We start from the raw sequence: 19454 nt of genomic DNA, 5'->3' as shown, positions 1-19454 counted from the left end.
GACGACGACGTAGACGCATATATAAACGGACAAACGAGACGGATCGGAGTGCACACGTGACGCGCAGCGTGTACGTGACCGGGATCGACCGCGGTGACGGCCGCCAGGTCGTGGAGCTGGGAGTCATGGAGCTGCTGACCCGGCAGGTGGACCGGGTGGGCGTCTTCCGGCCGCTCGTCCACGACGGTCCCGACCGCCTGTTCGAGCTGCTGCGGGCGCGCTACCGCCTCTCCCAGGACCCCACGACCGTCTACGGCATGGACTACCACGATGCCTCCGCGCTCCAGGCCGAGCAGGGCACCGACGAGCTGGTCTCCGCCCTGGTCGACCGCTTCCACCGGGTGGCCCGGGACTACGACGTGGTGCTGGTCCTCGGCACCGACTTCGCCGACACCCAGCTGCCCGACGAGCTGGCCCTGAACGCCCGGCTCGCCAACGAGTTCGGCGCGTCCGTGATCCCGGTGGTGGGCGGCCGCAGGCAGACCGCCGAGTCCGTGCTCGCGGAGACCCGGAACGCCTACCGGGCCTACGACGGCCTCGGCTGCGACGTGCTCGCCATGGTCACCAACCGGGTCGCCCGCGAGGACCGCGACACCATCGCCGAGCGGCTCGCCAGCCGGCTTCCGGTCCCCTGCTACGTCGTCCCCGACGAGCCCGCCCTGTCCGCGCCGACCGTCTCCCAGATCGCGCACGCCCTCGGCGCCAAGGTGCTGCTCGGCGACGACTCCGGCCTCGCCCGGGACGCCCTGGACTTCGTCTTCGGCGGTGCGATGCTGCCCAACTTCCTGACCGCCCTGACCCCGGGCTGCCTGGTCGTCACCCCGGGCGACCGCGCCGACCTGGTGGTCGGCTCGCTGGCCGCGCACAGCGCCGGCACCCCGCCGATAGCCGGCATGCTGCTCACCCTGAACGAGGTGCCGAGCGAGGAGATCCTCACCCTGGCCGCCCGGCTCGCCCCGGGCACCCCCGTCCTGTCGGTGACCGGCAACTCCTTCCCCACCGCCGAGCAGCTGTTCTCGATGGAGGGGAAGATGACCGCGGCCACCCCGCGCAAGGCGGAGACCGCGCTCGGCCTGTTCGAGCGGTACGCCGACACCGCCGACCTGGCCCGCCGGGTCTCGGCGCCGAGCAGCGACCGGGTCACCCCGATGATGTTCGAGCACAAGCTGCTGGAACAGGCCCGCGCCGACCGGCGCCGGGTGGTGCTGCCCGAGGGCACCGAGGAGCGGGTGCTGCACGCGGCCGAGGTGCTGCTGCGCCGGGGCGTCTGCGATCTGACCCTGCTCGGTCCCGCGGACCAGATCCGCAAGAAGGCCGCCGACCTCGGCATCGACCTGGGCGACACCCAGCTGATCGACCCGGCCACCAGCGAACTGCGCGACGCCTTCGCCGAGAAGTACGCCCAGCTGCGCGCCCACAAGGGCGTCACCGTGGAACTGGCCTACGACGTCGTCTCCGACGTGAACTACTTCGGCACCCTGATGGTCCAGGAGGGCCTGGCCGACGGCATGGTGTCCGGGTCCGTGCACTCCACCGCGGCCACCATCCGGCCCGCCTTCGAGATCATCAAGACCCGCCCGGAGTCGTCGATCGTCTCGTCCGTCTTCTTCATGTGCCTCGCCGACAAGGTGCTGGTCTACGGCGACTGCGCGGTCAACCCGGACCCGGACACGCAGGCGCTCGCGGACATCGCCATCCAGTCGGCGACCACGGCAGCGCAGTTCGGCGTGGAGCCGCGGATCGCGATGCTGTCGTACTCGACCGGTACGTCGGGTTCGGGCGCCGATGTGGACAAGGTGCGGGAGGCCACCGAGCTGGCCCGCGAGCGCCGGCCCGATCTGAAGATCGAGGGGCCGATCCAGTACGACGCGGCCGTGGAGCCGTCCGTCGCGGCGACCAAGCTGCCCGACTCGGACGTGGCCGGCCAGGCCACGGTCCTGATCTTCCCGGACCTCAACACCGGCAACAACACCTACAAGGCCGTACAGCGCTCGGCCGGCGCGATCGCGGTCGGCCCGGTGCTCCAGGGTCTGCGCAAGCCGGTCAACGACCTGTCCCGGGGCGCCCTCGTCCAGGACATCGTCAACACCGTCGCCATCACGGCGATCCAGGCCCAGACGCCCGCCAACTGACGTCCCCCACAGAGAGTTCTCGCACACCGTGACCGCGACCCGTGTCCTCGTCCTCAACTCCGGCTCCTCGTCGGTGAAGTACCAGCTCCTCGACATGCGCGACGAGAGCCGACTCGCCGCCGGCCTGGTGGAGCGCATCGGCGAGCAGACCTCCCGGCTCAAGCACACCTGCCTCACCACCGGCGACACCCGCGAGCAGAGCGGGCCGATAGCCGACCACGACGCCGCGCTGAAGGCGGTCGCCGAGGAGCTGGCCCGGGACGGCATCGGCCTCGACTCGCCGGAGCTGGCCGCGATCGGCCACCGGGTGGTGCACGGCGGGATGTTCTTCACCGAGCCGACCTTCATCACCGACGAGGTGCTCACCGAGATCGAGCGGCTGATCCCGGTCGCCCCGCTGCACAACCCGGCCAACCTCACCGGCATCCGCACCGCCCAGGCGCTCCGCCCCGACCTGCCCCAGGTCGCCGTGTTCGACACCGCGTTCCACACGACGATGCCGGAGTCGGCGGCGCGCTACGCGATCGACCCGAAGATCGCCGACCGCCACCGCATCCGCCGCTACGGCTTCCACGGCACCTCGCACGCCTATGTCTCCCGGGAGACGGCGCGGCTGCTGGGCAAGGACCCGTCCGAGGTGAACGTCATCGTGCTGCACCTGGGCAACGGCGCCTCGGCGTCCGCGGTGCGGGCGGGCCGGTGCGTGGACACCTCCATGGGCCTGACGCCACTGGAAGGCCTCGTGATGGGAACCCGCTCCGGTGATCTGGACCCGGCCGTCATCTTCCATTTGGCACGGGTTGGCGGAATGTCCATGGACGAGATCGACACTCTTCTCAACAAGAGGAGCGGGCTGTTCGGCCTCTGCGGGGACAACGACATGCGGGAGATCCGCCGCCGGATCGACGAGGGCGACGAAGAGGCCGCCCTCGCCTTCGACATTTACATTCACCGGCTCAAGAAGTACATCGGCGCCTATTACGCCGTCCTCGGGGAGGTGGACGCGGTCGCGTTCACGGCCGGTGTCGGGGAGAACGCGGCGCCCGTGCGGGAGGCGGCGCTCGCCGGCCTCGGATCGCTGGGCCTGGCGGTCGACCCGGAGCGCAACGCGGTGCGCTCGGACGAGGCCCGGCTGATCTCTCCGGAGGGCGCCCGGGTGGCAGTGGCCGTGGTGCCGACGGATGAAGAACTGGAGATCGCGACGCAAGCCTACGCACTGGTCGGAAAGAACAACTGAATAGCACCTGAGCGGTGTCCCACTCATTTGTATCTTCCGCCAGACGGAATATTCCGTAGCGAAACAAACGGATAGGATCGCCCCATGCGCCGTTCGAAAATCGTCTGTACTCTCGGCCCCGCGGTCGACTCCCACGAGATGCTCGTCGCCATGATCGAGGCGGGCATGAATGTGGCCCGGTTCAACTTCAGCCACGGCACCCACGCCGAGCACCAGGCGCGGTACGACCGCGTCCGGGCCGCCTCCAAGGAGACCGGCCGCCCCATCGGCGTCCTCGCCGACCTCCAGGGCCCGAAGATCCGTCTGGAGACCTTCGCCGAGGGTCCGGTCGAGCTGGAGCGCGGTGACGAGTTCGTCATCACGACCGAGGACGTCCCGGGCGACAAGCACATCTGCGGTACGACGTACAAGGGACTGCCGGGCGATGTCTCGCGCGGTGACCAGGTCCTGATCAACGACGGCAACGTCGAGCTGAAGGTCCTGGACGTCGAGGGCCCCCGGGTGAAGACGATCGTCATCGAGGGCGGTGTCGTCTCCGACCACAAGGGCATCAACCTGCCCGGCGCGGCCGTCAACGTGCCCGCGCTGAGCGAGAAGGACGTCGAGGACCTGCGCTTCGCCCTCCGCATGGGCTGCGACATGGTCGCGCTGTCCTTCGTCCGGGACGCCAAGGACGTCCAGGACGTCCACCGCGTCATGGACGAGGAGGGCCGCCGGGTCCCCGTCATCGCCAAGGTGGAGAAGCCGCAGGCGGTGGAGAACATGACGGACGTCGTCGCCGCGTTCGACGCCGTGATGGTGGCCCGTGGCGACCTGGCCGTCGAGTACCCGCTCGAGAAGGTCCCCATGGTGCAGAAGCGCCTGATCGAGCTGTGCCGGCGCAACGCCAAGCCGGTGATCGTCGCGACCCAGATGATGGAGTCGATGATCACCAACTCCCGCCCGACCCGCGCCGAGGCCTCCGACGTGGCCAACGCGATCCTGGACGGCGCCGACGCGGTCATGCTGTCGGCCGAGTCGAGCGTGGGCGCGTACCCGGTCGAGACGGTCAAGACCATGTCGAAGATCGTCGCCGCGGCCGAGCAGGAGCTGCTCTCCAAGGGCCTCCAGCCGCTGGTGCCGGGCAAGAAGCCGCGCACCCAGGGTGGTTCGGTGGCCCGTGCGGCCTGCGAGATCGCCGACTTCCTCGGCGGCAAGGGCCTGGTCGCGTTCACCAACTCCGGTGACACCGCGCGCCGTCTGTCCCGCTACCGCGCGACCCAGCCGATCATCGCCTTCACCACCGAGGAGTCCACCCGCAACCAGCTCACCCTGAGCTGGGGCGTGGAGTCGCACGTGGTGCCGTTCGTGCACACCACCGACGAGATGGTCGACCTGGTGGACCAGGAGGTCGCCAAGCTGGGCCGCTTCGACGCCGGCGACACGGTCATCATCACCGCCGGCTCGCCCCCCGGCGTGCCCGGCACCACCAACATGCTCCGCGTCCACCACCTGGGCGACCAGGGCTGAGCAGCGGACGGTCCCCGCGAGGGGCTGGTACGGCGCTGAGGGCGCCCCCCGGACTTCCAGGGGGGCGCCCTCAGCTGTGTGCGGCTCCCGAACGGGCTTGTGGGACCGGTCAGTCGGTCGTGTACACGTGCATGCCGGGCACGTGCAGGTTGCCGCCGAACTGGCCCGCCTGGACCACCTTGGCGTGGGTGAAGTAGATCAGCGGGATGTTCAGCGGGGGCGGGCTGTCCGGGCTGAAGGTCACCGGGATCAGACCGAACAGGTTGCCGGAGATCTTCTCCGTGTACATCACGGTGTCGCCGCCCCGGATGGTGGACGTCGACCCCGAGGCCGCCTGCACGTGGTAGGTCTTGCCGGACAGCTTGTCGTGCACCGTCTGGTGCAGGTCGCCGATGTCCGTGCCGCTGGAGATGACGTACTTCAGCACCTTCTTGGTGCTGCCGTTCGCCGTCTTCACCTCCACGATGCCCTGGTAGTCGGCGCCCTTGAGGAGCAGCGAGCTGGCGTCCAGGTACCAGGGGTCGTCCGCCACCGCGACCTTGTTGTCGACACCGCTGACGTCGGTCGTGGCCGCCGGGCAGTCCTTGGCCGCGGTCGAGTCGCTCGCGGACGGGCTGGGCGTGGCCGACGCGGTCGCGTCCTGGGGCGCCTTGGTGGCGTCACCGGCCGTCTTGGAGACCGTGCCGGTGGTCTTCTGCACCGTGCCGGTGCCCGTGTCCGTGACCGTCTTCTCGGCCTTGGGCACGGTGTCCTTGACGGTGTCCGTGGCCTTGGACCCGGAGGTGCCGGACGACGAGCTGTCCTTCGTGGCCGCGTCCGGGGTCGCGCTCGCCGACGGGGACGCGGCCGGCGTCGGAGTGCCGGCCGTGGACGTCGTACCGGAGCCGCTGCCGCCGCCGGTGAGGATGCCGCCGAGCGTGTCGCCGATGGTGTCCAGCAGACCGCCGCCGCCGCTGCCGCTGCCGCTCGTGCCGGTGCTCTTGGTGGGGGCCGGGGCCGGGGTCGCCGTACCGGAGCCGGAACCCGAGCCCGACGAGCCGGAGGTCGCGGTCGGGGTGGGCGTGGCCGTGCCACCGGAGCCGGAACCCGAACCAGAGCCGGAACCCGAACCGGAACCCGAGCCCGAGGAGCCGGAGGTGTCCGGCGTACCCGTGCGGTCCTTGGTGTCCGGCGTGTCCTTGGTGCCGGCGCTCGCGGAGGGCGAGGGCGTCGCCGTGTCCGTGGACGTGCTCGGCGAGGCGGACGGCGACGGCGAGGCCGAGGGGTCCGTGGAGTCGCCCAGCGCCTTTACGCAGTCCTTGTACTCGTCGGCCGTCAGGCTCTTGGACGTCGGGGACGGCGCCGGGCTTCCGTTGTTGTCGGCGAGGGCGAGCGTGGACGTGAAGCCCATGCCCATGATCACCGCCGTCGGCATCGCCACGGACGCTATCGCCTTGCCGGCCGGCATGTGGAACCTGGTGAACAGCGGCTTCCTGGGGGCCGCGTGGCGGGGGCCGGTTCTCGCACGGGACCCCTCCGCATCGGTCCCGTGGGTCACCTCGTCAGCCGGCACTGTGCCTCCCGTTCGCCCCGTTGGCCGGGCTCGTTCCTGACAGGTCGTTCGGCTCGGCGAATCCGTCCACCCGCTGCTCCGGCAGGGGCGCGGCCTGCGGGCCGGCGCCCTGGCCCGGCGCCGCCTCGGCCGGCGGCTCCGGCTGCGGGGCCACGCCCGGCGCCCAGGCCACGGCCATCGCCCCGCCGATGAGGGCGAGCAGGAAGCCCATGATGAAGCCGCCGAAGTTGGACACGGGCAGGGACACCAGCGCGAGCAGGATCGCGGCGACGCCCGCGAACGTCCGTACGTGCTTCTGGAACCAGAGGCTGATGCCCAGGACAATGAGCAGCACGCCGATGATCAGGGATCCCGCTCCCGCCGTCGTCGCCATCGCCAGCGTCAGATGGCCGACCTGGAGGTGGAAGTACGGGAAGTAGATGATCGGAAGGCCGCTGAGCAGGATGTACAGACCGGCCCAGAACGGCCGCGTGCCCCGCCAGGCGCGGAACTGCAGCCTACGGCGGGTGAACTGGCCGGATGCGGCGGCAGGAGTCTCGGCGCTCATGGAAAACAGCTCCCTGGTGCGGCGTTGCCGTGGTGGTGATGTGTGCCGCGCGTGAAGACGCGGCCGGATAGTGGACAGGCGGGGGGCCGTCGGCTCCCCCGCCCGTCACCGAGTGCTCAGTAGCACTCCGCGCCGTCCGTCGACAGCGACATGTGCAGACCGCTGAGCTTGAAGGTGCCCGCGGTGGTCGCCCACGCCGTCTGCTTCACACCGGTCAGCGTGGCCGAGTCGGCCTGCTGGGCGAAGCCGTACGGGTTGGCCTGCTCGCCGCCGCCCTTCATGCCCGGGCCCTTGCCGGCGTCCTTCGCGGCCACACCGATGTCGATGCCGTTGAAGGTGGCGTCGGCCTGGAGGTCCGCGACGTCGATGTAGATCCGGTCGGCCTCGACCTTGTCGTGTCCCGGACCGCCCGCCCGCAGGATCAGGCTGACCTTGCCCAGGATCGGCACGTCGGGCGTGACCACGGACTGGCACAGGTTGGTGATCTCGGCGTGGGTGAACGCCGAGACGGCCACCGGGTGGAGCGTCTTCTTGCCGTTGAGCTCATAGCCGCTGTCGATGGCGCCGTACTGCTCGAAGCCCTTGCCCTCGAGCGAGTCGGCCGACACCTTGAACGACTGGCCGGACACGCTGAACGAGGCGGCGAGAGCGCCCTGTGCAAGGGCGACGCCTATCGCGGCCGTCGCGGCGACGCTGGGCACCATGACCACAGCGAACCGCTTCCATCTGGTCCCGCCACGCACCTGGGACTCCATATTTCCTCCTTCTCGGACGTACATCTCCTGGCCCGGACGCGCCCCGAATCGCGGCTCGGCCCGGCAGGGATGGGAGAAGTGCTACGTCCTCGGGAAGGGGAGCGCCCGCGCTCGGCGGCGCGAACAGCGCCCGAATCACCGGCGATCACCCCCGAGCGACAACCACTGGTCGCGCCTGACACGCATCACGCACAACCTTGCTGGACAGGCTTCACCGGACGGCGAAGACCCCCCTGCCCAAGACCCGGCGCCACTGCCGCCGGGTCTGCTCGGTGGGGACCCAGAGTCTCCCGTTTCCCGACCGGCTGCCGGGGTGTGGGAATGGACCGAGCGTCGCCGATCGTGGTGCATTCTCGGCCCGGACACAAGGGGGTTCGTTACTGGCTAGTAACGGCCGGATAACCGGAGGACGACCGACCGGTCTCAGAGTGCGACGCTGGGTGGCATCTCAGGGCAGAGCAAAGCCGTTGATCCCTGGACGAAACCAGACAGACCAACGGCTCTGACTTACTCGCAGTAACAGGGCGTGCGATGACCAAGATTTGGTAAAGCACCGCAGCCCTGACGCCTCGTCGGCAGATCTTTCACCTCGGCATCACAAGCCGTGGCCGTTTAGTGACTGGTCAGAACAGTGCACGCGCCAGCGCCCGGCGCGCCCCCACCACCCGCGGGTCCTCGGGACCCACGACCTCGAACAGCTCCAACAGCCGGCGCCGTACCGCGTCCCGGTCGTCACCGACCGTACGCTGCACGGTGTCGATCAGCCGCCCGAAGGCGTCCTCGACATGACCGCCGACCAGGTCCAGATCGGCGGCGGCGATCTGCGCGTCGACGTTCTTCGGGTCGCCGGCCGCTTCCTGACGCACCTTCTGCGGGTCCATACCCTGTACCCGCTGGAGCAACTCGGCCTGCGCGAGGCCGAGTTTGGCCTCCGGGTGGGCCGGGTCGTCGGCCAGCACGTTCTGGTAGGCCCGGATGGCGCCGCCCATGTCGCCCGCGTCCAGGGCCTGCGCGGCGGCGTTCAGGGCCGCGTCGTACGGACCCTCCTGCGCCGGCGCGACCTGGCCCGGCTGGGCGTCCGGGTCGACGGTCAGACCGGTGAGGCCGAACCGCTGCTCGGCGACCTGCACCAGCTGGTCCAGGGTCTGCCGGATCTGCTGCTCGCCGGCGGCCCCCTGGAAGAGCGGCAGCGCCTGGCCCGCCACGACGGCGAAGACGGCCGGAATCCCCTGGACCCCGAACTGCTGCATCAGCATCTGGTTGGCGTCGACGTCGATCTTGGCGAGCAGGAAGCGCCCGTTGTACTCGACGGCCAGCCGCTCCAGGACCGGGCTCAGCTGCTTGCAGGGCTGACACCACTCGGCCCAGAAGTCGATGACGACGGGCACCTCGGCGGAGCGCTGGAGCACCTCCCGCTCGAATCCGGCTTCATCGACGTCGATCACGAGATCGGCCGGGGACACGGCCCCCGCACCACCCTGGCGGGCGGCCTCGGCGCGCTGCTGCTCGGCCTTGGCCTTGGCCTCCTGGGCCGCCTTCACCGCGGCGAGGTCGACGACGCCGCTCATGGACATGTTCCGTGGCTGCATGCGTCTATCCTCCCCCGATCCCGTGCCTGAAGAAAAAATCGCGTGGCGCCGGGTCCCCACCCGCACCGATGATCGCGCTCGTGTACGTCCGTCACGAGCTTTCGCTACGAGTCGTAGCGTAATGGCACTCGGTGCCTTCGCGACACCACGCCTCGGTGATCTCCCTCACCACCGCACAGATCCCGCCGCTGGTGCGCCGGTTATGGTCGAGGGATGCAGAGCCGCACCCCCGCCGGCCGTCCGGGCCGCCCGCGCAGCGCCGCCGCGGACGCCGCGATCCTGGCCGCCACGCGGGACGCTCTGGTGGAACTCGGCTGGTCGAAGCTCACCCTGGGAGACGTGGCGACCCGCGCCGGGGTTGCAAAGACGACGCTCTACCGCCGCTGGGCCGGCAAACACGAACTCGTCTGCGACGCGGTGGCGGAACTCTTCGACGAACTGGAACTGCCCGACCGGGGCAGCCTCGCGGCCGACATCGAGGGCGTGGTCCTCCAGTTCGCCGCGATCCTCGCCCGCCCCGAGGCCAGAAGCGGCCTGATGGCGGTGGTCGCCGAGTCCACCCGCGACGAGGCCCTGCGCGAACGCATCCGCTGCTCCATCGTGCAGCGCCAGATGCGGCTGGTCCTGGAGGGCCGCGCGCGGGCACAGAGACGCGGCGAACTGCCCCCGGAACCCGACCCCGAGGAATCCGCCCGTACGGGCGACCTGATCTTCGACCTGGTGGCGGGCGCCGTGGTCCACCGCACCCTGGTCAGCGGCAAACCGGCGGACGAGCAGTGGGTGCACAGCCTCACCCGGGTGCTGCTCCTGGGCCTGACCGGCGGGTGACACCGGAAGCCACGGAAGGCCCGGACACCCCGCCGACAACGTGCCGGTGGGGGGGGGGAGGAAGTACAGGGGCGGGGGGGGAGGGGGGACCCCCCAGAAAAAAAAAAAAGGTGGGGGGGCGTAACCCCCCCCTCCCCACACCCCCCCCAACCCCCCCCCCCCCCCCCCCCCCCCCCCCCCCCCCCCCCCCCCCCCCCCCCCCCCCCCCACCGGGCATCCCCGCCTAGAAACCGGCGGGCTCGGTGTACACGCCCCACTCGTCCCGCAGCACCCCGCAGATCTCGCCCAGCGTCGCCTCGGCGCGGACGGCGTCCAGCATCGGCTCGATCATGTTGGCGCCCGACCGGGCGGCGGCCAGCATCGCGTCCAGCGCCGACCGCACGGCCGCCTCGTCCCGCGCGGCCTTGCGGTCGCTCAGGATGCGCACCTGCTCCCGCTCCACCTCGTGGCTGACCCGCAGGATCTCCAGGTCCCCGGTGACCGAACCGGTGTGGACGTTGACGCCCACGACCTTCTTCTCACCCTTCTCCAGCGCCTGCTGGTACCGGAAGGCGGACTCGGCGATCTCGCCGGTGAACCAGCCGTCCTCGATCCCGCGCAGAATGCCGGAGGTGATCGGCCCGATCGGGTGCCGCCCGTCCGGGTGAGCCCGCAGGCCGCGCTCCCTTATCTGCTCGAAGATCTTCTCCGCGTCGGCCTCGATCCGGTCCGTCAGCTGCTCGACGTACCAGGCACCGCCCAGCGGATCGGCCACATTGGTGACGCCGGTCTCCTCCATCAGCACCTGCTGGGTGCGCAGCGCGATCTCGGCGGCCTGCTCGCTCGGCAGGGCCAGCGTCTCGTCCAGGGCGTTGGTGTGCAGCGAGTTGGTCCCGCCGAGCACGGCCGCCAGCGCCTCCACGGCCGTACGCACCACGTTGTTGTACGGCTGCTGCGCGGTCAGCGAGACACCGGCGGTCTGCGTGTGGAACCGCAGCCACTGCGCCTTCTCCGACTTCGCGCCGTACACGTCCCGCATCCAGCGCGCCCAGATCCGCCGGGCCGCCCGGAACTTGGCGATCTCCTCGAAGAAGTCCACATGGGCGTCGAAGAAGAAGGACAGCCCCGGCGCGAAGACGTCCACGTCCAGCCCGCGCGACAGACCCAGCTCGACGTACCCGAACCCGTCCGCGAGCGTGTACGCCAGCTCCTGCGCGGCCGTCGCACCCGCCTCGCGGATGTGGTAGCCGGAGACGGACAGCGGCTTGTACGCAGGGATGCCGGCCGCGCAGTACTCCATGAGGTCGCCGATCAGCCGGAGATGCGGCTCCGGCTGGAACAGCCACTCCTTCTGGGCGATGTACTCCTTGAAGATGTCGGTCTGGAGGGTTCCGTTGAGCACTCCCGGATCGACACCCTGCCGCTCGGCGGCGACCAGGTACATGCAGAAGACCGGCACGGCCGGCCCGCTGATGGTCATCGAGGTCGTCACATCGCCCAGCGGGATGTCCTTGAACAGGACCTCCATGTCGGCGGCCGAGTCGATCGCGACCCCGCAGTGCCCGACCTCGCCCAGCGAGCGCGGATCGTCCGAGTCCCGGCCCATGAGCGTCGGCATGTCGAAGGCGACGGACAGACCTCCGCCGCCCGCCGCGAGGATCATCTTGTAGCGCTCGTTGGTCTGCTGGGCGTTGCCGAAACCGGCGAACTGCCGGATGGTCCAGGTCCGTCCCCGGTAGCCGGTCGGATGGAGCCCGCGCGTGAAGGGGTACTCCCCGGGCCAGCCGATCCGCTCGAATCCCTCGTACGTGTCCCCCGGCCGGGGGCCGTACACCGGCTCCACGGGGTCGCCGGAGAGCGTGGTGAAGTCAGCGTCGCGCTTGCGTGCGGCGTCGTACCGGGCCTGCCAGCGGCGGCGGCCCTCCTCGATGGCGTGAGCGTCCATACCGTCGAATTTACTTGGACGTCCTAGTAAATGTCGATGGCAAACCGCCGCACGAGGTTCGTACGGCGGTGAGCCTCAGGCCTTGGCGGCGGCCGGGACCTGGTCGGCGACCCTGGCCTCCAGCTCGCGGCTGATCTTCCGCTCGACGAAGAACGCGGCGGTGGGGATCGTGCCGGCGAGCAGCACCCACAGCTGCCTGCCGACCGGCATCTTCGCCTTGGAGCCCAGGTCGAAGGCGACGACCAGGTAGACGACGTACAGCCAGCCGTGGGCGATGGCGACGACCCGGGTGACGTCGGCGGCACCGCTGATGTCCAGCCCGTACTTCGCGATCATGCTCAGGCACAGCAGGACCAGCAGAACACCGGTGGTGTAGGCCATGACGCGGTAGCGGGTCAGCACGCTTCGTTTCATGCCATCGAGCGTAACCGCCCGAAAAACCCCCACAGCGGCGGGGACCACTACGCCCTCACGCGTTAGCGTGTCAGGACGCTGGGACCACCTCCGCGACAGCGGAGATCGGCGCACTGACCCGCGTCGAGCCTACTCGTCCTCGAAGTCACCCGCGGCGATCCGCAGCGGCCGGAGCATCGCGAAGATCTCCCGGCACTCGTCCGCGTCGTACGCCCCGAGGCCGAAGTCCATGGCCATCAGGTCGCGGGTGGCCGCGTCGACCACCTCGCGCCCCTTGGCGGTGATGACGGCGAGGGTGCCGCGCCCGTCGTTGGGGTTGGGCCGCTTGGCGACCAGCCCGGACTTCACCAGCCGGTCGACGGTGTTCGTCACGGACGTGGGATGCACCATCAGCCGCTCACCGATCTTCGACATCGGCAGCTCGCCGGCCTTGGAGAAGGTGAGCAGCACCAGCGCCTCGTACCGGGCGAACGTCAGTCCGTACGGCTTGACCACCGCGTCCACCTCGGCGAGCAGGATCTGCTGGGCCCGCATGATCGAGGTGATCGCGGCCATCGCGGGCACGTTTCCCCAGTGCTGCTTCCAGTGCTCGTCGGCACGGGCGATGGGGTCGAAGGGAAGACTGAGAGGCTTCGGCACGTCACCAGACCCTACCCGCCGGTCACAAGCCCCTCAGCTCTGTCTCGGCTTTCGGGCGCCCCGCACCGCCGCGGCGGTGCCGGCGGGCGCCGGGCGGGCGCCGTCGGCACGCGGGCCGGCGGCACCCGTCCCCGCCCGGCTACGACCCTCCGAGCCGCTCAGCCGGCCTCAGGGACGCCCCCGCTGCCCTCTGAGGTGTTCGGCGATCGGCTTGAGGGACTTGTCCAGCTCTATCAGCGACTCCGGCGGCAGCAGGTCGATGAAGTGCCGGCGCACGGAGGCGACGTGATGCGGCGCGACCTTTCTCATCGTCTCCATGCCGTGGTCGGTGAGCACCGCGTACAGTCCCCGCCGGTCGGACTCGCAGTTCTCCCGGCGCACCAGGTTCGCGTTCTCCATGCGGGTGATCTGGTGCGAGAGCCGGCTCTTGGACTGGAGTGTCGCGGAGGCGAGGTCGCTCATCCGCATCCGGAAGTCCTCCGACTCGGAGAGGTTCACCAGGATCTCGTAGTCGTTCATCGTCAGCCCGAACGGCTGGAGATCCTTTTCGAGCTGATACGTCAACAGCCTGTTGACCTCCAGGTGGGTGCGCCAGGCGCACTGCTCCGCATCGGTCAGCCAGCGCGTGGCCGTCTCGGTCTCCATGAATGAAGTCTACCTAAGAAGTTGAATGACGAACTACTTCGGGTGGTGTGACTGTGCGCACGCGTTCGACGTCACACTCCGCAGACTACCGCTCACAGCCCGAAGCGACGCTGGAGGTCTCCGAGCTGTCCGGGAAGGCGCGGTCCGCCCATCGATTGCGGACCGTGTCCAGCCGGTGCCGCTCCGCCACCGCCGGGAGTCCCCGGATCGGACGGAATGACCCCTGTGTCCACCTCCGCCATGAGCGTCTCCGTCGACTGGAGAAGCACCGTGCCGGCGCCTACGAACTCGAACTGGTGCTCCTCCCCGGATACCCCGCCGAGGCCCGTCATCGCACGTAGACCGCCCAGTACACCGGTCAGATACCCGTGGTCGTAGTGATGGCACGGCGACGGGCAGTCGGCCCAGCCGACGAGCGCCTGCGGGTCCACCCGGATCGGAGGTTCCATGAACACCACCGGACCGTTAGATGCCGCCACAAACTTTCCGGTTCCGATAAGGGTCAGAAAACCCGGCACGATCGATTGTTTCAGCGCCAGACTTGGCTGAAAAGCGAGCAGATTGCCCGCGCGAATGGTCAAGTTCCCGTCGTCCAGGTCGTACGCGTTGACGTCGAAGGCCCGGTCGGCGAGCAGCATCTTGCCCGAGCCCTGTGCCACGACCCAGTCGCTCGCGTGCAGTGGCGAATGGAACGAGGTGCGGACGAGATGGTCGAGCCGGCCGTGTCCGATGCCGTTGAACTCGATCGCCCCGTAGTAGGCGATCATCTTCCCCTTCTGGAGGAACCACTGGCCGCTCTTCAGCTCGACACAGAAGGTGTACGGGTTCACGTTGTCGTCGACGGGCAGGGTCATCGGGTCGTGGACCACCGGGCCGCCGGGGGTTCCGTATGCGCCGCCGTGCGGGCCTGCGTATGTGCTCACAGCTTTTCCTCCGAGGCCTGGACATAGACCGTGCCGTTGCCGGTCAGCTCCAGCTGGAACGCCTCGCCGGAGCCGCGGCCCACCATGTCGCGCCAGCCGAGCGCGGTGGACAGCCTGTTGCGGACGTCGCCGTGGTGGGCGACATAGGCCTGCGGATCGACATGGACCGGGTGCTCGGGGGTGATCGGGATCTCGAAGACCCCGCCGTGCGCCATCACCGCCACCGCACCCTGGCCCTGGAGAGTGGTGGTGAACAGGCCCTGCCCGGTGACCTGGCCGCGGACCAGGCCCATGACCCCGCCCTGTGAGCCCATGAACATCGTGCCCTGCCGCAGGGTGCCCTCGAAGGCGAGCAGCCGGTCCGCCTCCACGTAGAGGGTGTCGCCGGTGAGGCGGATGACGTGGACGTGGTGGCCGCCGTGCCCGAAGAACACCGTGCCGTTGCCCTCGACCGTCATCAGGGGGGTGGCCTCGCCGGTCACCCGGCGGCCGACCATGGACATCAGTCCGCCCTGGCCGCCCTGGAGGTTGGGCGTGAAGGACACGTCCCCCTTGTAGGCGAGCATCGCCCCGCGCTGGCTGAACAGCCGCTGCCCGGGCAGCACGGTCGCCTCGACCATCTTGGAGTTGATCTCCCGGAAGCCCATGTCAGAGATCCCCCGCTATCGTGTTCCGCTCGCTCGGCTGCACATAGACCAGCCCGTCGCCCTCGAACCGGATCTGGAAGGCCTCGCCGCCGCCCTCCCCGAGGAACGTGCGGAACGTCACACCGGACTGGAAGGACTGCCGGAGGTTGCCCTGGTGGGCGACATAGGCCCCCGGGTCCACGGTCAGCGGGTACTGCGGGGTGACCCGGAGCACCACCGCCGGCCCGTCGGACATGATCGCCGCCTGGCCGTGGCCCTCGACGGTCGTGGTGAACAGGCCGTTGCCCTGGGAGGCGCCGCGCAGGCCGGTGAACGTCGTGCCCGTGCGCAGCCCCGCGTCCGTCACGAGCAGGTTGCTCGACTCCACGTACAGCTTGTCGCCCTGGAGTGCGACCAGGTTGATCTCCGTGGCCCGGTCCGCGAACCAGCAGGTCCCGTGCCCTTTCACCTCCATCACCGTCATCTGCTCACCGGTGAGCCGCCGGGTCACCATCCCGCGCAGCCCCTCGCCACCCCCGCTCAGTCTCTTGAAGGTCATCTGTCCGTCGTACGCGACCATCGAGCCGTGTTTCGCCTTCACGGCGTCCCCGGTCATGTCGACGGCCAGCACTTTGCTGCCTTGGAGTCGGAACATCGCCACGCAGGGAAAGTAGCCGCCGGCCGGGTGGACCGGACAGGGCCCCCGGGTGGAGACGGACCCTGAGCGCACCCCTACGGGCGCCGTTTGCCACAATGGGTGAACGTTTGTGCTTCCGTTCACAAAGCGGATCACGCAGCGAACGCGGTCCAGTGCAGCGATCGCGCCGTCAGCGACTCTCCCACCGAAGGTGACCAGTGGACCTGAAGACAGCCTCCGCCATCCGACGCCTCCGCCTGATCTCCGTGCCGGAGGGCATCTCCTGGATCATCCTCGCGGCCTGCACGGTGATCAAGTACACGGTGGCGTCCGGCTTCGACGTGGCCCCCGTGCTCGGCCCGATCCACGGCGTGCTGTTCGTCCTCTACGTGCTGTTCTGGGCGGACGCCTGGAACCGCACCAAGTGGGCCAAGGGCAAGGCCGCCCTCTACTTCGCGTACTCGATCATCCCCGGCGGCGGCTTCATCATCGAGCGGACGCTGCGCCGCGAGGCCGAGGACGCCGTCATCGCCGCCCGGGCCCGCCAGGAAGGGGTCGTGAACGCATGATCGTCGCCTTCTCCGTGACGCCGCTCGGCGTCGGCGAGGACGTGGGCGAGTACGTCGCCGACGCCGTCCGGGTGGTGCGCGAGTCGGGGCTGCCGAACCGGACCGACGCCATGTTCACCTCCATCGAGGGCGAGTGGGACGAGGTCATGGACGTCGTCAAGCGCGCCGTGGCCGCCGTGGAGGCACGCGCCCCGCGGGTGTCGGTCGTCCTCAAGGCCGACATCCGGCCCGGCGTGAGTGACGGGCTCACCTCGAAGGTGGGGACCGTGGAGCGCCATCTGGCGCAGTGACCCGGTCGCTCGCCCCTCGAAGACCCCGGCCCGCGCGGGCCGGGGTTTTCTCGTCCCCACTGTTTGAGCGATCGCTCAAAGAGGGTGTACCGTCGCCGCAGAGTGTTTGAGCAGTCGCTCAAACCAGGGCCTGACGTGGGGGAACGACATGGGTCTCTATATCGAGGCGCATATACGCGCCGACCTCGACACACTGTGGACGCACACCCAGGACCCGGCCCGGCACCAGCGCTGGGACCTGCGCTTCACCGAGATCGACTACCTTCCGCGCACGGAGGGCGAGCCGCAGCGCTTCCGGTACGCCACGCGCCTCCTGCCCTTCCTCACGGTCTCCGGCACCGGGGTCTCGGCCGGCGAGAAGGAGCGCCCCGACGGCACCCGCACCTCCGCCCTGCGCTTCGCCTCCCCGCACCCGCTGTCGCTGCTCGCCGAGGGCAGCGGCTACTGGCGCTACGTCCCCGACGCCCACGGCGTCCGCTTCCTCACCGGCTACGACTACCGGCCCCGCTGGGGGGCCTTCGGCGCCCGCGCCGACCGGCTGCTGTTCCGCCCGCTGATGGGCTGGGCGACCGCCTGGTCCTTCGACCGGCTGCGGCTCTGGGTGGAGCGCGGCATCACCCCCGAGCGGGCCCTCGCCAACTGGCTGGCGGAGCTGGCCGTGCGGGCGCTCGTGCTGACGGTGTGCCTCACCGGGCTCGCCGGTCAGCCGTCCCTGGGCGCCTTCGGGCCGCTCGCCCCCTCGGTGGCCTTCCTGTGCCCGCTGCTGCTCCTCGCCGCCGTCTGCGTCGCCCTGTTCAAGGCGCCGCTGTCCGCCACCCCGGCCGCCCGCCGCTGCCTGCGCGCGCCGGTCACCCAGACCCGGGAGTCCCGGGCGCCCCGTGTCCTGCGCACCCTGGAGAAGCACGGATGACCCCGACGACGACCTCGGCGGCCTCCATGTTCCAGGCCGTCCTGGGGGCCGACTTCGACCGGCTCCACCCCCAGCTGCGCCGCCGCTTCTCCGTCGGTCTCACGAGCGGCGAGGCGTGTGTCGGCCGGGGCGTGATGGACCGCAGCTGGCACGGGCCCACGTTCGTGAAGCCCTTCCTGGCCCTCGGCGCCACCCGCCACATCCTCGTCCCGAGGACCGGCCGGAACGTGCCGTTCGTGATCGAGAACGTGCCGTACACCGACAGCCACGGCCGTGAGACGGTGAGCTTCGTGCGCACCTTCGACCTGCCCGGCCGGGCCCGCCGCTTCGACGCCCAGATGGTGCTCAGCCCCAAGGGGGACCGCATCCTGGACTATCTCGGCACCCACCAGCACCTCGCCAGCGAGCTGCACCTCGGCGTCGAGACCGACGGCTCCCTGCTCATCCGCTCCGGCGAACACCGCTTCCGCGAGGGGCCGGTCGACGTCCGCGTCCCCGAACTCATCGGCGCCACGGCCGAGGTGCGGGAGTCCTACGACGACGCGACCGGCCGCTTCCGTATCCGCGTCCGTGTCGTCAACCGCCGTTTCGGGCCGCTCTTCGGCTACGAGGGGTCCTTCACGGTGTCGTACACCGATGTCCGCAGCTGTGGCGTGCGGCGCGGTCTGCGGCCGGTGCGGGAGGAGGTGCGCGCATGAGCCCGGAGACGGCCAAGTCGCAGGAGACCAAGGCGAGACTGCTGGAGGGGGCGCTGCGCACCCTCACCGAGCAGGGCATCGCCAAGACGTCGGCCCGTACGGTGGCGGCGGCGGCCGGGGTCAACCAGGCGCTGGTCTTCTACCACTTCGGCTCGGTGGACGAACTCCTCGCGGCCGCCTGCCGGTACGGCGCGGAGAAGGCCGTCGCCAAGTACCGGGCCCGGCTCGCCGCCGTCTCGTCCCTCTCCGAACTGCTCTCCGTGGGCCGCGAGATCCACCGGCACGAGCGGGCCGGGGGCCATGTCGCCCTGCTCGGCCAGCTGTTGGCCGGCACCCCGACCCACGCGGCCCTCGGTCCCGCCACGGCGGCCGGGCTCCAGCTCTGGATCACCGAGATCGAGCAGGTCCTCCGGCGGCTGCTCACCCCCACGCCGTTCGGCGAGTTCGTGGACCCGGCGGGACTGGCGCGCGCGGTGGCCGCGTCGTTCGTGGGCATAGAGCTGTACGAGGGCGTCGACGAGGCCGGCGCCCTGTCGGCCCTGGACGCCCTGGAACAACTGGGCGCACTGGTCGCCGCGGTGGAATCCCTGGGCCCGGTGGCCCAACGAGCAGTACGCCACCAACTCCGCCGCACCAACCGCTGAATCCCGGGCGGGGGGCGAACTGGGCTGGCCCCAGGGGCCGGGCAACGGCGCCGCCGAGCCCTGCGGGTGCTGGGTGCTGGGTGCTGGGTGCTGGGTGCTGGGTGCTGGGTGCTGGGTGCTGGGCGAGGTTATCCCGCTCCGGGTGGCAACCTGCCGTGGAGTCGCCGGGGCGGCTGACGCAACGGGCCGTACGCCATCGGCTGGGGCGCGCAGGCCGCGGGATCCCGCACCGGGCGAGCCGGCCGGGTTCAGCCCTCGGGCAGGACGACGACGGACTTGGCTCCCTCAGGGCCTCGCGGCTCCTGCGGAGCGAAGGCGGGCTGCAGAGCTCCGGACCGGAAGGGACGGCCGGGCTCAGCCCCGGTCGGCATGACCACGCGCACCAG

At 70.2% G+C, this 19454-nt stretch carries 20 protein-coding genes; 9 read left to right on the top strand and 11 right to left on the bottom strand.

Features of this window, described 5'->3' with window-relative positions; all coding sequences use genetic code 11:
* Positions 1-56 precede the first annotated feature (56 nt).
* From pta to pyk, 3 genes are all read left to right on the top strand, one after another.
* A complete protein-coding gene (pta, locus tag ACZ5CZ_RS00480) occupies positions 57-2132 on the top strand; it encodes a phosphate acetyltransferase (RefSeq protein WP_468937929.1) in 2076 nt (691 codons plus the stop codon).
* A gap of 28 nt (positions 2133-2160) precedes the next feature.
* Positions 2161-3369, top strand: coding sequence for an acetate kinase (locus ACZ5CZ_RS00475; protein ID WP_468937927.1), 1209 nt, complete (start codon positions 2161-2163; stop codon positions 3367-3369).
* An 84-nt stretch (positions 3370-3453) separates the two neighbouring features.
* Positions 3454-4878 (top strand): pyruvate kinase, encoded by a 1425-nt coding sequence (gene pyk, locus ACZ5CZ_RS00470; protein ID WP_468937925.1) that lies wholly within the window; start codon positions 3454-3456, stop codon positions 4876-4878.
* 109 nt (positions 4879-4987) lie between these two features.
* Here pyk and ACZ5CZ_RS00465 read toward each other — a convergent pair whose 3' ends face one another.
* The 4 genes from ACZ5CZ_RS00465 to ACZ5CZ_RS00450 form a co-directional block, all read right to left on the bottom strand.
* The gene (locus tag ACZ5CZ_RS00465) at positions 4988-6430 is read right to left on the bottom strand and encodes a hypothetical protein (RefSeq protein ID WP_468937923.1); all 1443 of its coding nucleotides are present in this window, start codon (positions 6428-6430) and stop codon (positions 4988-4990) included.
* A complete protein-coding gene (locus ACZ5CZ_RS00460) occupies positions 6420-6977 on the bottom strand; it encodes a DUF6114 domain-containing protein (RefSeq protein ID WP_385839897.1) in 558 nt (185 codons plus the stop codon). The genes ACZ5CZ_RS00465 and ACZ5CZ_RS00460 overlap by 11 nt, the downstream gene beginning before the upstream one ends.
* Before the next feature lie 116 nt (positions 6978-7093).
* Positions 7094-7732: a DUF6230 family protein gene (locus ACZ5CZ_RS00455; RefSeq protein WP_385839898.1), complete on the bottom strand. Its 639-nt coding sequence runs from the start codon at positions 7730-7732 to the stop codon at positions 7094-7096.
* Positions 7733-8355: 623 nt separating this feature from the next.
* Positions 8356-9321 carry a tetratricopeptide repeat protein gene (locus ACZ5CZ_RS00450; protein ID WP_385839899.1) on the bottom strand — a complete coding sequence of 322 codons (966 nt, stop codon included), beginning with the start codon at positions 9319-9321 and terminating at the stop codon, positions 8356-8358.
* A 213-nt stretch (positions 9322-9534) separates the two neighbouring features.
* Between ACZ5CZ_RS00450 and ACZ5CZ_RS00445 the strand changes: the two genes are divergently transcribed.
* The gene (locus tag ACZ5CZ_RS00445; RefSeq protein ID WP_385839900.1) at positions 9535-10149 is read left to right on the top strand and encodes a TetR/AcrR family transcriptional regulator; all 615 of its coding nucleotides are present in this window, start codon (positions 9535-9537) and stop codon (positions 10147-10149) included.
* Between the two features lie 223 nt (positions 10150-10372).
* Here the strand turns inward: ACZ5CZ_RS00445 and ACZ5CZ_RS00440 are convergent, their stop codons facing one another.
* The 7 genes from ACZ5CZ_RS00440 to ACZ5CZ_RS00410 all read right to left on the bottom strand — a co-directional run bounded on the left by ACZ5CZ_RS00440 (position 10373) and on the right by ACZ5CZ_RS00410 (position 15975).
* Positions 10373-12073: an acyl-CoA mutase large subunit family protein gene (locus ACZ5CZ_RS00440; protein ID WP_450784502.1), complete on the bottom strand. Its 1701-nt coding sequence runs from the start codon at positions 12071-12073 to the stop codon at positions 10373-10375.
* Between the two features lie 75 nt (positions 12074-12148).
* Complete coding sequence (locus tag ACZ5CZ_RS00435) at positions 12149-12487, bottom strand: DUF3817 domain-containing protein (RefSeq protein WP_385839902.1); 339 nt, start codon at positions 12485-12487, stop codon at positions 12149-12151.
* 129 nt (positions 12488-12616) lie between these two features.
* Positions 12617-13126, bottom strand: a complete 510-nt coding sequence (locus ACZ5CZ_RS00430) for a MarR family winged helix-turn-helix transcriptional regulator (RefSeq protein ID WP_385839903.1) — start codon at positions 13124-13126, stop codon at positions 12617-12619.
* A gap of 168 nt (positions 13127-13294) precedes the next feature.
* Positions 13295-13771 carry a MarR family winged helix-turn-helix transcriptional regulator gene (locus ACZ5CZ_RS00425; protein ID WP_385839904.1) on the bottom strand — a complete coding sequence of 159 codons (477 nt, stop codon included), beginning with the start codon at positions 13769-13771 and terminating at the stop codon, positions 13295-13297.
* 92 nt (positions 13772-13863) lie between these two features.
* The gene (locus ACZ5CZ_RS00420; protein WP_385840311.1) at positions 13864-14625 is read right to left on the bottom strand and encodes an AIM24 family protein; all 762 of its coding nucleotides are present in this window, start codon (positions 14623-14625) and stop codon (positions 13864-13866) included.
* A gap of 65 nt (positions 14626-14690) precedes the next feature.
* Positions 14691-15341 (bottom strand): AIM24 family protein, encoded by a 651-nt coding sequence (locus ACZ5CZ_RS00415; RefSeq protein ID WP_385839905.1) that lies wholly within the window; start codon positions 15339-15341, stop codon positions 14691-14693.
* Between the two features lies 1 nt (position 15342).
* Positions 15343-15975, bottom strand: coding sequence for an AIM24 family protein (locus ACZ5CZ_RS00410; RefSeq protein ID WP_385840312.1), 633 nt, complete (start codon positions 15973-15975; stop codon positions 15343-15345).
* A 200-nt stretch (positions 15976-16175) separates the two neighbouring features.
* On the opposite strand from ACZ5CZ_RS00410, the gene ACZ5CZ_RS00405 reads away from it, so the two are divergent.
* From ACZ5CZ_RS00405 to ACZ5CZ_RS00385, 5 genes are all read left to right on the top strand, one after another.
* Positions 16176-16526, top strand: a complete 351-nt coding sequence (locus tag ACZ5CZ_RS00405; protein ID WP_385839906.1) for a DUF3817 domain-containing protein — start codon at positions 16176-16178, stop codon at positions 16524-16526.
* Positions 16523-16816 (top strand): MTH1187 family thiamine-binding protein, encoded by a 294-nt coding sequence (locus ACZ5CZ_RS00400; RefSeq protein ID WP_468937918.1) that lies wholly within the window; start codon positions 16523-16525, stop codon positions 16814-16816. Before ACZ5CZ_RS00405 ends, ACZ5CZ_RS00400 begins: the two co-directional genes overlap by 4 nt.
* Before the next feature lie 148 nt (positions 16817-16964).
* Positions 16965-17726, top strand: coding sequence for a hypothetical protein (locus ACZ5CZ_RS00395; protein WP_468937916.1), 762 nt, complete (start codon positions 16965-16967; stop codon positions 17724-17726).
* On the top strand, positions 17723-18424 hold the full coding sequence (locus ACZ5CZ_RS00390; protein ID WP_468937914.1) for a DUF4166 domain-containing protein: 702 nt from the start codon (positions 17723-17725) through the stop codon (positions 18422-18424). Before ACZ5CZ_RS00395 ends, ACZ5CZ_RS00390 begins: the two co-directional genes overlap by 4 nt.
* On the top strand, positions 18421-19068 hold the full coding sequence (locus tag ACZ5CZ_RS00385; RefSeq protein WP_468937912.1) for a TetR/AcrR family transcriptional regulator: 648 nt from the start codon (positions 18421-18423) through the stop codon (positions 19066-19068). The genes ACZ5CZ_RS00390 and ACZ5CZ_RS00385 overlap by 4 nt, the downstream gene beginning before the upstream one ends.
* Positions 19069-19454 lie beyond the last annotated feature (386 nt).

Source organism: Streptomyces sp. NPDC031418, from assembly GCF_055581605.1.
The sequence above is the reverse complement of the archived record's forward strand: the minus strand, read 5'-3'. Positions and strand labels throughout refer to the sequence as shown.

What these genes read in the sequence shown, in the direction of transcription:
- pyk (WP_468937925.1), top strand. Translation starts at nt 3,454, where the DNA reads ATGCGCCGTTCGAAAATCGTCTGTACTCTCGGCCCCGCGGTCGACTCC.
- ACZ5CZ_RS00460 (WP_385839897.1), bottom strand. Translation starts at nt 6,977, where the DNA reads ATGAGCGCCGAGACTCCTGCCGCCGCATCCGGCCAGTTCACCCGCCGT.
- ACZ5CZ_RS00455 (WP_385839898.1), bottom strand. Translation starts at nt 7,732, where the DNA reads ATGGAGTCCCAGGTGCGTGGCGGGACCAGATGGAAGCGGTTCGCTGTG.
- ACZ5CZ_RS00450 (WP_385839899.1), bottom strand. Translation starts at nt 9,321, where the DNA reads ATGCAGCCACGGAACATGTCCATGAGCGGCGTCGTCGACCTCGCCGCG.
- ACZ5CZ_RS00445 (WP_385839900.1), top strand. Translation starts at nt 9,535, where the DNA reads ATGCAGAGCCGCACCCCCGCCGGCCGTCCGGGCCGCCCGCGCAGCGCC.
- ACZ5CZ_RS00440 (WP_450784502.1), bottom strand. Translation starts at nt 12,073, where the DNA reads ATGGACGCTCACGCCATCGAGGAGGGCCGCCGCCGCTGGCAGGCCCGG.
- ACZ5CZ_RS00435 (WP_385839902.1), bottom strand. Translation starts at nt 12,487, where the DNA reads ATGAAACGAAGCGTGCTGACCCGCTACCGCGTCATGGCCTACACCACC.
- ACZ5CZ_RS00425 (WP_385839904.1), bottom strand. Translation starts at nt 13,771, where the DNA reads ATGGAGACCGAGACGGCCACGCGCTGGCTGACCGATGCGGAGCAGTGC.
- ACZ5CZ_RS00420 (WP_385840311.1), bottom strand. Translation starts at nt 14,625, where the DNA reads ATGACCCTGCCCGTCGACGACAACGTGAACCCGTACACCTTCTGTGTC.
- ACZ5CZ_RS00415 (WP_385839905.1), bottom strand. Translation starts at nt 15,341, where the DNA reads ATGGGCTTCCGGGAGATCAACTCCAAGATGGTCGAGGCGACCGTGCTG.
- ACZ5CZ_RS00410 (WP_385840312.1), bottom strand. Translation starts at nt 15,975, where the DNA reads ATGTTCCGACTCCAAGGCAGCAAAGTGCTGGCCGTCGACATGACCGGG.
- ACZ5CZ_RS00400 (WP_468937918.1), top strand. Translation starts at nt 16,523, where the DNA reads ATGATCGTCGCCTTCTCCGTGACGCCGCTCGGCGTCGGCGAGGACGTG.
- ACZ5CZ_RS00395 (WP_468937916.1), top strand. Translation starts at nt 16,965, where the DNA reads ATGGGTCTCTATATCGAGGCGCATATACGCGCCGACCTCGACACACTG.
- ACZ5CZ_RS00390 (WP_468937914.1), top strand. Translation starts at nt 17,723, where the DNA reads ATGACCCCGACGACGACCTCGGCGGCCTCCATGTTCCAGGCCGTCCTG.
- ACZ5CZ_RS00385 (WP_468937912.1), top strand. Translation starts at nt 18,421, where the DNA reads ATGAGCCCGGAGACGGCCAAGTCGCAGGAGACCAAGGCGAGACTGCTG.